The organism is Saccharopolyspora shandongensis (assembly GCF_900106995.1).
GTDB lineage: Bacteria > Actinomycetota > Actinomycetes > Mycobacteriales > Pseudonocardiaceae > Saccharopolyspora > Saccharopolyspora shandongensis.
Window position 1 is genome coordinate 57934 of the sequence record NZ_FNOK01000010.1, and the last position, 12776, is coordinate 70709.

General features: G+C 68.5%; 12 protein-coding genes. 11 read left to right on the forward strand and 1 reads right to left on the reverse strand.

Features of this window, described 5'->3' with window-relative positions; genetic code table 11:
• Nucleotides 1–49 precede the first annotated feature (49 nt).
• Entirely contained in the window at nt 50–559 is a 510-nt protein-coding gene (locus BLW84_RS13150; RefSeq protein ID WP_093265337.1) for a MarR family winged helix-turn-helix transcriptional regulator, read from the reverse strand.
• 383 nt (nt 560–942) lie between these two features.
• Between BLW84_RS13150 and BLW84_RS13155 the strand changes: the two genes are divergently transcribed.
• The 11 genes from BLW84_RS13155 (at nt 943) to BLW84_RS13205 (ending at nt 12776) form a co-directional block, all read left to right on the forward strand.
• Nucleotides 943–1989: a 2,5-dihydroxypyridine 5,6-dioxygenase NicX family protein gene (locus tag BLW84_RS13155; protein ID WP_093265339.1), complete on the forward strand. Its 1047-nt coding sequence runs from the start codon at nt 943–945 to the stop codon at nt 1987–1989.
• Between the two features lie 14 nt (nt 1990–2003).
• Nucleotides 2004–2786, forward strand: a complete 783-nt coding sequence (locus BLW84_RS13160) for a maleate cis-trans isomerase family protein (RefSeq protein ID WP_093265490.1) — start codon at nt 2004–2006, stop codon at nt 2784–2786.
• 269 nt (nt 2787–3055) lie between these two features.
• The gene (locus BLW84_RS13165; RefSeq protein ID WP_093265492.1) at nt 3056–4327 is read left to right on the forward strand and encodes an FAD-dependent monooxygenase; all 1272 of its coding nucleotides are present in this window, start codon (nt 3056–3058) and stop codon (nt 4325–4327) included.
• Between the two features lie 37 nt (nt 4328–4364).
• A complete protein-coding gene (locus BLW84_RS13170) occupies nt 4365–5774 on the forward strand; it encodes an MFS transporter (RefSeq protein ID WP_093265340.1) in 1410 nt (469 codons plus the stop codon).
• A gap of 45 nt (nt 5775–5819) precedes the next feature.
• On the forward strand, nt 5820–6728 hold the full coding sequence (locus BLW84_RS13175) for an FAD binding domain-containing protein (protein ID WP_093265342.1): 909 nt from the start codon (nt 5820–5822) through the stop codon (nt 6726–6728).
• A 20-nt stretch (nt 6729–6748) separates the two neighbouring features.
• Complete coding sequence (locus BLW84_RS50300; protein WP_218157308.1) at nt 6749–7024, forward strand: MerR family transcriptional regulator; 276 nt, start codon at nt 6749–6751, stop codon at nt 7022–7024.
• Entirely contained in the window at nt 7021–8421 is a 1401-nt protein-coding gene (locus BLW84_RS13185; RefSeq protein ID WP_093265343.1) for a zinc ribbon domain-containing protein, read from the forward strand. Before BLW84_RS50300 ends, BLW84_RS13185 begins: the two co-directional genes overlap by 4 nt.
• Before the next feature lie 21 nt (nt 8422–8442).
• Nucleotides 8443–10878, forward strand: a complete 2436-nt coding sequence (locus tag BLW84_RS13190; protein WP_093265345.1) for a xanthine dehydrogenase family protein molybdopterin-binding subunit — start codon at nt 8443–8445, stop codon at nt 10876–10878.
• Nucleotides 10875–11411, forward strand: coding sequence for a (2Fe-2S)-binding protein (locus BLW84_RS13195; protein WP_093265346.1), 537 nt, complete (start codon nt 10875–10877; stop codon nt 11409–11411). The genes BLW84_RS13190 and BLW84_RS13195 overlap by 4 nt, the downstream gene beginning before the upstream one ends.
• Complete coding sequence (locus BLW84_RS13200; protein ID WP_093265348.1) at nt 11408–12097, forward strand: SRPBCC family protein; 690 nt, start codon at nt 11408–11410, stop codon at nt 12095–12097. The genes BLW84_RS13195 and BLW84_RS13200 overlap by 4 nt, the downstream gene beginning before the upstream one ends.
• Nucleotides 12084–12776, forward strand: a complete 693-nt coding sequence (locus BLW84_RS13205) for an isochorismatase family protein (protein ID WP_093265349.1) — start codon at nt 12084–12086, stop codon at nt 12774–12776. Before BLW84_RS13200 ends, BLW84_RS13205 begins: the two co-directional genes overlap by 14 nt.

Below are 12776 nucleotides of genomic sequence, written 5' to 3' on the forward strand. Positions count from 1 at the left end.
CTTGTCCAACCTGCTGCCGGTGTGCTGGTCGGCGGGTGCTGTGCCCGGCTCAGTCCAGTTTTTCGAATGCTGCGACGGCTTCCCAGCGGGCGCCGAGTGCGTTGAGCAGTGTTGCGATGTTGGCGTCGCGGGCGATGTCGCTGCCGGTGAGCAGTGCCTCGTCCAGTTGCCGGGCTCGGTGGTGCACCTGGGTGAGCACCGCCTCGCCTTCCTCGGTGAGGGACAGCAGTTTGCGCCGGGCGTCGCGCGGGGATTCGATGCGCTGGATGAGGCCTCGTCGCTCGAGCCTGCGACACAAGTCGGCCATCGTCGAGGTGTCCAGCGCGGCGGCACCGGCCAGTGAGCTCTGGTCGTTGCCCGGATAGGCGCGGATGGCGGAGAGCACCGCGAACTGCGGACCGGTCAGCACCGAGTCGACGTGCCGGTTCCAAGCAGCGAGGTAGGCCTGGTACAGCCGGCGGGCGCCGTAGCCGGGGGCGGCGAGCAGGTCGGCGGGTGGTGCCGGAGCGACGGCAGACGTATCTGCAACACGTCGGTCCGTGCGCGCTGGCTCCCCCATTGTGTTCCTCCCATGCAGCTCGGCACCCGGGTTAGGTGCCCATTAATAATACGTACCCGGATGGTTGTACTGGTACGGGACTGGCTTGGCCGGGGTGGGTCCAGGTCGCTCCGGTGCGATCCGGGCCAGGTCGCGCTCGTCCGGGTGCGGGCTCGCCTGGACGGCGCAACTCGGGGCTGTATAAGGGAATCATCCTGCCCGCCATGTCATCTGGTTGGCCGGGCCTCCGCGGGTAGCAGGGGTTGTTCTCGCGCGTGACGTGTGCGAGCACCGTTGCCGGCATGTGGATCTTGCTCGCAGGTTCGGTGCACACAGGTTCCCCGAAAACAACTCTTGCGTGCTCGGATAATCCGTGCTCGGATTACATCAGGAGGTGGTCAACGGTGGACCAGAACCTGTTCAACGACATCTGCTTGCAACAACTGCGCCTGTCCGGCGTGCACGAGGGTGAGACGGTCGTCGTGCTCACCCGCGGCGGGGAGCGCGCGGAGTACGCGGACGCGTTCCTGTGGGCCGCTCAGCAGTTGGGAGCTGCGACGTTCCACATGCGGTTGCCCTCGCCGGCGAGCGCCTCGGGGGCGTGGGCCGTGGGCGACTCCGGCCTCGGGGACATCCCCAAGGCCGTGGATGCCCTCAAGGGCGTCGACATGGTCGTGGACTGCACCTTCTTGCTGTTCAGCAAGGAGCAGTTCGCCATCCAGGACGCCGGAGTCCGGATCCTGACCGCCGTCGAGCCGCCGGAGCTGCTCGCCCGGTTGATGCCGACCAAGGAACTGCGCGAGCGGGTGGAGATCGGCGCCGAGCTGCTGGCCAAGGCGAGCACGATGCGGATCACCAGCCCGGGCGGTACCGACGTCACCTACCAGCTCGGCGTGTACCCGACGTTGTCGGAGTACGGCTACACCGACACCCCGGGTCGATGGGACCACTGGCCGGCAGCGTTCGTGTTCACCGGCGGAGCCGACGACGGTGTCGACGGGAAGATCGTGCTCTCACCGGGAGACGTACTCCTGCCGTTCAACACCTACGTGCAGACCCCGGTGGAGATCACCATCGAGAAGGGTTTCATCCGGGACATCCGCGGCGGCGCCGGGTCGTCCGGGCTGGACGCGGACCTGCTGCGCTCGTACATCGAGAGCTTCGACGACCCGCGCGGCTACGGGATGAGCCACGTCGGCTGGGGGCTCGACGAGCGTGCCCACTGGCACGGCCTGACCCAGTTCCCCGGCGGGATGGGCATGGAGCTGCGCAGCTTCTACGGCAACGTGATGTTCTCCATCGGGCCGAACAACGAGCTGGGCGGCCCGAACGACACCGCCTGCCACTTCGACATCCCGATGCGCGGCAACTCGCTGTACCTCGACGACGAGCTGATCGTCGACGCGGGCGAGCTGACCGTTGCCGAGATGCGTCCGGTGGGTCGCCGATGAGCGCGGACGCGGTGGTGCGCGAGCACCACATCGGAATGATCGTGCCCAGCTCGAACCTCACCATGGAGACCGAGCTGCCGCGGATGCTGCGAGCTCGGGAGGAGATCGATCCGGGGGACCGGTTCATCTTCCACTCCGCGCGGGCGCGGATGCAGCACGTGACCCCGGAACAACTGCGGGCGATGAACGCGCAGGCCGAACGAGCGGCGGCGGAACTGGCCGACGCTCGCCCGGCGGTCGTGGCCACCGCGTGCCTGGTGGCGATCATGGCGCAGGGGCCGGGTTACCACTGCACCGCGGAGGACGACATCACCCGCGCGCTGCGCGCCGAGGGGTCCGATGCCCCGGTCGTTTCCAGCGCTGGTGCACTGCTGTCCGGCATCGGTGCGTTGGGCGCGCGCAAGGTCGCGATCCTGACGCCGTACATGAAGCCGCTGACCAAGGCGGTGGCGGACTACATCGAGGACGCCGGGGTCGAGGTGGTGGACGCGCTCTCGCTGGAGGTGCCGGACAACCTCGCTGTGGCGCGGCTGGATCCGGCCGATCTGCGCGAGCACTACCGCAAGCTCGACCTGTCCAACGCTGACGCGCTGGTCCTGTCGGCCTGCGTGCAGATGCCGTCCCTGCCCTCGATCCAGCCGGTCGAGGACGAGGTGGGGATCCCGGTGCTCTCGGCCGCGACCGCCACCACCTTCCGGATCCTGTCCGAACTCGGACTCGAACCCCGAGTGCCCGGTGCGGGCAAGCTGCTCAGCGGAGCGATCGCCACCCCGGGCGTGCCGACGCACGCGGCCTGACCCTCCGGCGCGCGACGTTCGTGGCCGGGACTGCCCTCTGGCGGGGCGTCCCGGCTCCTCGGGCTGCGCGTCCCGTATTCACCCGATGCGAGCTCGTGCTCGCTCTCCGCATCCTGATCGCCTGCGCCCTCTTCGCGCTGATCAGAAGCGCATCAAGCGGTAATCATCCGCGAACAAAACCTTTTCAAACAAGACCTTGCATATCCGGATAGTACGTGTTCGGATCACCTGAATCCGACGCGGGTTCCGGCGAGGACGAGGAGGCCAGCGTGGCTGCGAGCCAGTCGTTCGAAGTCGTTGTTGTCGGTGCCGGCTTGGGAGGCCTGTGCGCCGCGCTGTCGCTGCGGCAGCGCGGCCTGCGGGTCACCGTGGTCGAGGCGGCGGCACAGTTGGGGGAGATCGGCGCGGGAATCCAGACCGCGCCCAACGCCAGCCGGATCCTGATCGGGCTGGGGCTTCGCGCCGAGCTCGAGCGCGTGCGCACCGAACCCCAGGACCAGGTCCGCCGTCGCTGGGCCGACGGGAGCATCATCGGCCAGCTGCCGCTCGGGCAGCGGGTGATCGACCAGTACGGGGCGCCCTACTGGCACTACCATCGCGCCGACCTGCACGGCGTCCTGCTCGAGGCGTGCTTGGACCCGACGGGGCCCGGCCCGGTGGTCGAGATCGCCACCTCGGCGCAGGTGGTCGATCTCGATCGCGCCGATCCGGCGCGCCCGGCGGTGCTGACCGCTGATGGACGCCGGTTCGCCGGGGACCTCGTGATCGGGGCGGACGGCATCCGGTCCGCGGTTCGGGATCTGGCGGGATTCGACGACACACTGGAGTTCTCCGGGGAGATGGCCTACCGTGCGCTGATCCCCGGCGACCTGGTGGCCGCCGACCCGGCGACCCGATTCCTCGTGGACCGCTTCCACTCCACGATCTGGTACGGCCCGGACAAGCACCTGGTGCACTACATGATCCGCGGCGGTCAGTACCTCAACGTCGTCGCGATCGTCCCGTGCACCGAGGAGATCGCCCGGGACTGGAGCGGCCCGGCGACCGCGGCGCAGCTCGCCGCGGAGTACGAGGACTGGGACAGCCGCGTTCCGGCCGTGCTGGCCAAGGCGAAGGACGAGGACGTGTCGGTGTGGGCGATGTACCGCCGGCGCCGCGACCCGGTCTGGGTCGACGGGCGGGTCGCCCTGCTCGGCGATGCCTGCCACGCGATGCTGCCCTACCAGGCGCAGGGCGCTTCCCAGGCGATGGAGGACGCCGCTGTGCTCGCGGAGGAGCTCGGCTGGGTGACCCGCGACGGGATCGAGGCGGCCCTGGTCCGCTACGTCGATCGACGGGCGAAGCACGCGGGCATGGTCCAGGATGCGTCCCTGCAGAACATGAGCTTCTACCACCTGCCCGATGGCCCGGAGCAGCGTGAACGCGACGAGAAGCTGCGTCGCTTCGATGGTGAGTCCGACGTGTCCTACGACTGGCTGTGGAACGGCAGCCCGCTCACTGACCCGGACACCGAATCCATCAATTACCAGTTCGCACGCTGACGTGTGACGCCGCCGCTACAGCACAACGGAGTGACTCATGCGTACCGGAGACCAAGTCGTCCAGGACCTGCCCTGGCGATGGAGTGTGCAAGGCAAGATCTTCCTGATCGGCGGACTGGGCTACATGTTCGATGCCTGGGACGTCGCGCTGAACGGCTTCCTCACCCCGCTGGTGGGGACCGAGTTCGGGCTGTCGCCGGGCCAGAAGGGGTTGGTGGCCACCGCTAACCTGATCGGCATGGCGGTCGGTGCGGTCGCCTGGGGAACGGTGGCCGACCGCATCGGCCGCAAGCGGGCGTTCAGCATCACGCTGCTGCTCTTCGCGCTGTTCTCCGCGGTCGGGGCGCTGTCGCCGAACCTGGAGATCTTCCTGCTCCTGCGCTTCCTCGCGGGCGTCGGTCTCGGTGGGTGCATCCCGGTCGACTACGCGATCGTCAGCGAGTTCTCACCCCGCCGACAACGGGGACGGGTGCTCTCGGCGATGGACGGCTGGTGGCCGGTGGGGACCACACTGGCAGGCGTCTCGGCGACGTTGCTGGTCCCGGTGCACGGGAACTGGCGCTGGATGCTGGTGCTGATGATCCTGCCGGCGATTCTGCTGATCTGGGTGCGACGCGGTGTTCCGGAGTCTCCGCTGTACCTGGTCCGCAAGGGTCGTGAGGAAGAAGCTCGCGCGGTCATCGACGATCTCGTCCGGCGCACCGGAGCGAAGCCGGAGCCCTACGTGATTCCGGCGGCGGTCGTGGAGGACACCCGCGGTGGGGCACTGGCGGCAGCGTTCGACCAGCTCCGCCGGGTGTGGGCCTTCAACCCGCGGATCACTGCGGTGTCGTGGACGTTGTTCACCAGCGTGATGCTGGTGTACTACGCCGCGCTGAGCTGGATGCCGTCGATCCTGAAGGCGGAGGGCTTCGGCGAGATCGCGGCCTTCGCTTCGACCGCGCTGATGAACGCGGTGGGCATCGTCGGCGTCGCACTGGCGGTGCTCGTCGTCGACAGGGTGGGCCGCAAGCGGGTCATCGCGGCCGCAGGGCCGATCATGTCGGTGATGCTGGTGGTGTTCTCGTTGCTGCTGGGAACGCCTACGTTGGCGGTCGTGGCGATCGGCGCCTTCGGTCTGTTCGCCCTGGTGGTCATCCCGGTCATGTACGCCTACGTCTCCGAGCTCTACCCGACGGAGCTGCGCGCCTCGGGCTTCGGCTGGGCGTCGTCGTCGAGCCGCGCCGTCACCGGCTTCGCCCCGCTGCTGTTCGGCAGCGTGCTGTGGCCGGTGCTGGGCCTGCCGTTGACCTTCACGGTGCTCGGTGTGCTCGTGGTGGCCGCGGTCGTGTTCATGATGGTCGTCGCGCCGGAGACCCGAGGCCGCGAACTCGACCACATCACCGATCTCGGTGCTGAGACGACGGTTGTGAAAGCCGCTGCCACAACGGAGACTCCGGCGCGCTGACGGCGAAATCCGTTCCACGTATCGAACAACGAGGAGGTTGACCGCGTGAAGCCCGCTGCGTTCAGCTACCACCGGGCGCATGACGTCGCCGATGCCGTCGGCTTGCTCGGCGAACTCGCCGCAGCGGGCGAGGAGCCGAAGCTCATCGCCGGTGGCCAGAGCCTGATACCGATGATGAACTTCCGGCTCGCCCGGCCGACGGTCCTGGTCGACATGGGACTGCTGCGCCGCGATCCCGCGATGAGCTCGATCCGGCGCGACGGCTCGGAACTCCGGATCGGGGCGTTGACCACCCATCGTGCGGTCGAGACCGCCGGCCACACCTTGGGGCCGGAGTTCGACGTGATCTCCCGGGCCATGCGGTGGGTGGGCCACCTGCCGATCCGCTCGCGCGGCACCGTCGCGGGCAGCATCGTGCACGGAGACGCCACCGCCGAGTGGTGCCTGCTCGCGCTGCTGCTCGACGCCGTGATCGTCGCCGAAGGCCCGAACGGGCAACGGGAGATCCCGGCCGCGGAGATGTTCTACGGGTTCTACGCCACGGCCGTCGAACCCGACGAGGTCGTCGTGGAAGTGCGCTTCACGCGCCCGGCGCCGCGAGCCGCGCTCACCGAGTTCGCCCGCCGCCACGGGGATTTCGCGACCGTCGACGCAGCGGTCGCGCTCGACGCGGACCCCGTCGCCGAAGCGGGTCCGCTGACCGGAGGTCGGGTGGTGCTCGGCGGCGTGGCCCCGGCGCCCATCCGGGTACCCGAGGCCGAGGCCGTGCTGGCCGGTGGCGTCCCCGGGCCGGATCTGTTCACCGCGTGCGGGGAGGCTGCCGCCGCGGCCATCGATCCACCCGACGACGCAGCGGGTACCGGCGCCTATCGCCGTCGGCTCACCCGGACGCTCGTCGCCCAGGCCCTGCACGAGGCGTGGGAGGAGTCGACTAGTGACTGGGTTTCTGTCTAGAGTGGACTACTCTTGTCTGTATGGGGAGTGTTTGCCGGATTTCCGAGTTCGCTCGGCGTGTCGGTCGGTCATCATCGACGGTCCGTCGCTGGGGGAACGAAGGACGTATCGCCCCGAAGCGGACCGTGACTGGGCAGTGGTACTTCGCCGAAGGCGATGTACGCGCTGCACTCGGAATCGCCGCTCGCGGCGACCGGGTTACGGTCGTGTACTGCCGCGTGTCCTCGCCCGGTCAGAAAGACGTCCTCGCCTCGCGAGTGAGCGCGATGGACGAGCTGACCGGTGGTGGCCGGTGAAGGTCACCCGCATCGCCTACTCCAAGAACCTCAACGCAGGGAAGTACGCGCAACTCGAAGAGCAAGCGAGGCGTCTGGGGCGCGTACGGGCCATGGTGTGGGCCCGGTACGGGTCACCGTTGAGGGACGGTGTCAAAGACCGCAAGATCCGCGATGCGTGGATGGCTGACGGCACCGCGGATAGCTTCGGTGTGCTCGCCAACGCGTGGAAAGAGACCGTGCGGGACGCGGTAGCCGACATCGCCGCGTATCGCGAAGCGGGAAAGGTCAAGGTCCGTAAAGCAGTACACCGCCGTTACCGAGAGGAGTCCCAGCGCAAGAAGGCGTACATGGCGCTGAAACGCGGCCGGTGGCAAGACGATTCTTTTCTGGCCCGCCAGATGCGGCAGCACGTCAAGCACGGCGTGAGCCGCGCAGCGAATCAGATCGTGGTCCGGTCCGACCAGTACAACACCTGGACCATGTCCGGTGGTGACGTGTGGATCGACATCCCTGGCCTGGAACGCAGGCAGAAGATCGCGATTCCGCTGAATACGTCCGTCGCCCCGTCTGGGACGCTTCGGCTGATCCTGCGTGCCGGCTATGTCGAGGTGCACTACGCCATCGACGCCCCTGACCTGATCGAGACCAGGCCATGCGGCGCGGGAAAACTGGGTGTGGATAAGGGCTACACCGAAGTGCTCACCGATTCCGGTGGTGTCCATCACGGGCAGGAGCTAGGTGCGCTTCTTCGCGCCGAGTCTGACTTCATCAAGGTCAAGAATGCTCGCCGGGCGAAGATCCGCTCGGTGGCCGAGAAGGCCCGGAAATCCGGTAATCTGGCGAAGGCTGACCGCATCGTGCGGAACAACCTTGGCCATGCCAAGAGAAACCGGCGCAGGTCCCGGTTCGAGTCATGTGTGCGGTCGGTGACGTTCACTGCTGTTCATGCGGTGGTCGACAAAGCCTCCCATGTAGTAACCGAGGATCTGACCCGGTCTTTCGTCTCCCGGCGCAAGCTGGGAAAGAACACTAACCGTCGCCTCGCCGCCTGGACCAAAGGCGTTACGGCAGAGGCGCTGAGTAGCGTGGCGGAGCGCAGAGGTTCTGCGCTGACGCTGGTCAACGCGGCTTACAGCTCACAAGTCGTCCCCTGCTGCCAGATCATTGGTCGGCGTTGCGGGGACAGGCTTCACTGCACCCGGTGTGGGGAGCTGTGGCAAGCAGACCACGCGGCTGCGATCAACATCCTGGAACGAGACGGTGATCCCGCCATCACCATCTGGACCCCGTTTGACCGGGTGAAAGAGCTCATCCAGGAACGTGACCGCCTCCGGACCAGACTGCCGGTCCAGGACTCCAGCGCACCAGCGCGGAGAGCGAATTATCCGATCCGAGCAGCAATGCTCAAGGAATAGGAAGCAGAAAGGAGTGACGCGATGTCAGATGTCCGACGCGGATCCCCGCAGTCCGACGGGAAGCGCTGGGTCGGGGCAGCCGTCCCCCGGCGCGAAGACCCCCGCCTGCTGCGCGGTCGGGGGCGGTTCATCGACGACGTCCAGCTGAGCGGGATGCTGCACGCGGGTTTCGTCCGCTCCACCGTCGCGCACGGCCGGATCCTCGACATCGACCTCTCCGCGGTCCGCGAGGTCGAGGGCGTCGTCGCCGCCTACACCGCTGAGGATCTCGACCTCGGCGACATCGTGGCGCTGCTCGATCGCCCGCCGGAGGAGTTCGCGCCCACCGCGATGCCCATCCTCGCAAAGGAGAAGGTGCGCTTCGTCGGCGAACCGGTGGCCGTGGTCATCGCTGCCGACCCGTACAGCGTGGAAGACGGCATCGAAGCCGCGGTGGCCACCTATGAACCCTTCGACGCGGTCGTCTCGGAGGAGACCGCGTTCGCCGCGGACGCACCGCTCGTGCACGAGGAAGCGCCCGGGAACGTCCTCCTCGACGTGTCGATGTTCGACACACCCGGTGTCGACACCGCGTTCGAGGCCGCCGAATCCGGACCGGGGTGCGTGGTCGAGGTCGTCACGCGAAGCGGGCGGCAGAACGCGCTGCCGCTGGAAACGCGCGGTGTGGTCGCCTCGTGGGACGACCGCGACGACCAGCTGCTGGTGCAGACCTGCACGCAGGTCCCGCACCAGGTGCGCACGGTGCTGGCCCGCTCGCTGCGCGTTCCGGAGCGCACCGTGCGGGTCACCGTCCCCGACATGGGCGGCGGATTCGGCCAGAAGTGCGTGGTCGGCCGCGAGGAGATCGCGGTCGCAGCGGCGGCCCGGAAGCTGGACCGCCCGGTGAAGTGGATCGAGGACCGCCGGGAGGCGCTGACCGCCGCATTCCTGGCCCGAGAGCAGCGCTACCGCACCCGCGCGGCGTTCGATGCCGACGGCAGGATCACCGCCCTGGACGTCGACGTCGTCTGCGACATGGGCGCCTACTCCTGCTACCCGTTCACGGCCGGCATCGAACCGCTGATGGCCTCCGCCGAGATGCCGAGCGTCTACCAGGTGCCCGCCTACCGGGTCCGCGGCCGCGCCATCACCAGCAACAAGGCGCCGACCGCGCCCTATCGCGGGGTCAGCCGCCCGCAGTACGTCATGGCGATGGAACGCGTCATGGAGCGCGCCGCGCGCGAACTCGGCATCGACCCGGTCGAGATCCGCCGGCGCAACGTGATCACCGAATTCCCCTACACCGGCGTCAACGACGTCACCTACGATCCCGGCACCTACCGGGAATCGCTCGACCTCGCCGAGGCCACCCTCCGTGATGAGGGCTGGTACGAGTTTCGGGAGCGGGCCGCCGCCGAGGGGCGGCACATCGGCATCGGCTACTGCTGCTTCTCGGAGCGGACCGGCTACGGTTCCGACGCTTTCGCCAAGCGCAAGATGCAGGTGGTTCCCGGTTTCGACGTCTCCGAGATCCGGATGGACACCACGGGGTCGGTGGTGGTCACCAGCGGCACGATGAACCACGGGCAGTCGCATGAGACGACCCTCGCCCAGATCGCGGCCGACCGGCTGGGACTGGACCTGGACAAGGTCAAGCTGCGGCAGGGCGACACCGAGCGCATCGCCTACGGATGGGGAACCTTCGCCTCGCGGTCGGTGACGATCGGCGGGTCGGCCGTGTCCGTCGCGGCCAGACGGCTCGCCGAGCTGCTGTGCACCATCGCCGCGCACCTGCTCAAGACACGCCCGGACAACGTCCGATTAGACGGCGATGGGGGAGTCGTCCAGATCGACGACTCCGCGCAGCGAGTGTCCTTCGAGGACATCGCGGACGTGGCCTATCTGCGCAGCCACCTGTTGCCCAAGGGCGTCGAACCGACGTTGACGGCGACCGCGAGCTTCGACGTCGCCGGTGACGGCACGTTCTCCAACGCCACCCACGCGGTGGTCGTCGAGGCCGATCCGGGCACCGGCCAGATCAAGATCCTGCGCTACGCCTGCGTGGAGGACTGCGGCGTGGTGATCCACCCGCAGGTCGTCGATGGCCAGTGCCGCGGCGGGATCGCCCAGGGCATCGCCGGAGCGCTGTTCGAGGAAGTCACCTACGCCGACAACGGCGAGCCCTCGGCCGCCAGCTTCATCGACTACCTCGTGCCGACCGCGACGGAGATCCCGGACATCACCGTCACCCACCTCGAAACACCTTGCGCCTTCACCGAAAGCGGCGCCAAGGGTGCCGGCGAGGGCGGCACCATCGGTGCGCCGGCCGCCGTGCTGAACGCGATCAACGACGCACTGCGCCACACCGGAATCGAAATCGACACCACGCCCGTGCACCCGCAGACCGTGCTGGCCGCACTGGACGCGGCCATTTCCCCGAAGTTGTCCAGCCGAGAGGAGGCGACCATCCCGTCATGAGCGAGCGACACCTGATCGGGCTGAACGTCAACGGTGCAACGCACGAGGCCCTCGTCGAACCGCGGAAGACCCTGCTCGACGCCCTGCGCCACGACCTCGGTCTCACCGGCACCCACGTCGGATGCGAGCACGGGGTGTGCGGGGCCTGCACCGTCCTCGTCGACGGCGAACCGGTGCGGGCCTGCCTGATGTTCGCCGTGCAAGCCGAGAACAGCGACATCCGCACGGTCGAGTCGCTCGGCGAGGACGGCGAGCTCTCCGATCTGCAGCGGTCCTTCCGCGACCACCACGGACTGCAGTGCGGGTTCTGCACTCCCGGATTCCTCATGCTCGCCGAGGGTTTCCTCGCCCAGCAGCCGGACGCCGACCGCGAGGAGATCCGCGAGGCGGTCTCGGCCAACCTGTGCCGCTGCACGGGCTACCAGACGATCGTCGACGCGATCGCCGCGACCGCTGAGTGCCGACGGTCCACTTCGGACACCGAACGTGCTTGCCCGGCCAGCACCTCCGCCGAGAAAGAAGCGACAGCGTGATCCTGGAAAACCAACTCGAAGTACCGGCGGCCCCGGACGCCGTGTTCGCCCTGATCAACGACGTCGAGCGGGTGGCGGGCTGCCTGCCCGGCGCGACCCTCGACGGGCATGACGGCGACACCTACCGCGGCCGCGTCAAGTTCAAGGTCGGCCCGATCAGCGCCGCGTACGCCGGCACGGTGCGGTTCAGCGAGGTCGCTGCCGCCGATCGCCGACTGCGACTGCTCGCGCGGGGTGCGGACAGCCACGGCAACGGCGACGCCGAAGCCGATGTCACCCTGACCGTGCTCGAAGCTCCCGGGGGAGCGACGCTCAACCTGCACACCGACCTGTCCGTGCGCGGAAAGCTCGCCCAGTTCGGCAAAGGCGCCATCAGCACCGTGTCCAACCGGCTGCTCGACCAGTTCGCCCGCAACCTCGCCGTTCAACTGCAGCAGGGGCCGAGCACCGCAGCTCCGGTACCGGCCCTCGGAACCACGGCCGGCAACGCCGTCGCGCCCGCTCCGGCCGCGAGCCCCGCTGCGAACGACAGCCTCGACGGGCTGGCGATGCTGCTTCCGCCCGAGACCCGGCGATACGCCGCGCTGGCGGCCGCCGCAGCGCTCGGGTTCTTCCAGGGCTGGCTGCTCGGCCGGGTCCGCACCCAGGACAAACTGATCAAGGAGTTGCAGCGTGCCCGTCGATGACCACCGATCCGCCGGCCTGCACGGGGCCGAGACCGATGCCACCTACGACCGGGCCGGGTTCGGCGCCGCTGTTCCCCGCGGCAGCCGCCCGGCACTGGTCGTGGTCGACCTGACCCGCGGATTCACCGAACCCGGCTTCGCCTCCGGATCCGACCTCACCCGGGAGGTGACCACGGCGGCCGTCCTCGCGACCACGGCCCGGCAGCACGACGTGCCGGTGATCTACACCGCGATCAGCTACACGCCCGCCGAGGCCGACGGCGACTCCATCGCCTGGCTCCGCAAAGCACCGGGCATGCGAGCCCTGCGGGAAGGAAGCGAAGAGGTCGCTCTCGATCCCCGGCTCGAGCAGCACGCCTGCGACCACCTCGTCCTGAAGAAGGGCGCCTCCGCATTCCACGGAACCGGCCTGGCCACCCTGCTGACCAGCCTGGGCACCGACACGTTGCTCGTCTGCGGCGCCACCACCTCCGGCTGCGTCCGCGCCACCGCGGTCGATGCCGTGCAGTGCGGCTTCAACACCCTCGTCGTGCGAGAAGCCTGCGGTGACCGAGCGCAAGGCCCGCACGATGCCGCCTTGTTCGACCTGCAAGCCAAATACGCCGATGTCATCGGCCTCTACGACGCCCTGGCCTACCTCGACAACACCGCCGCGCCCCTCGCATCGGCGGCTGGGTAG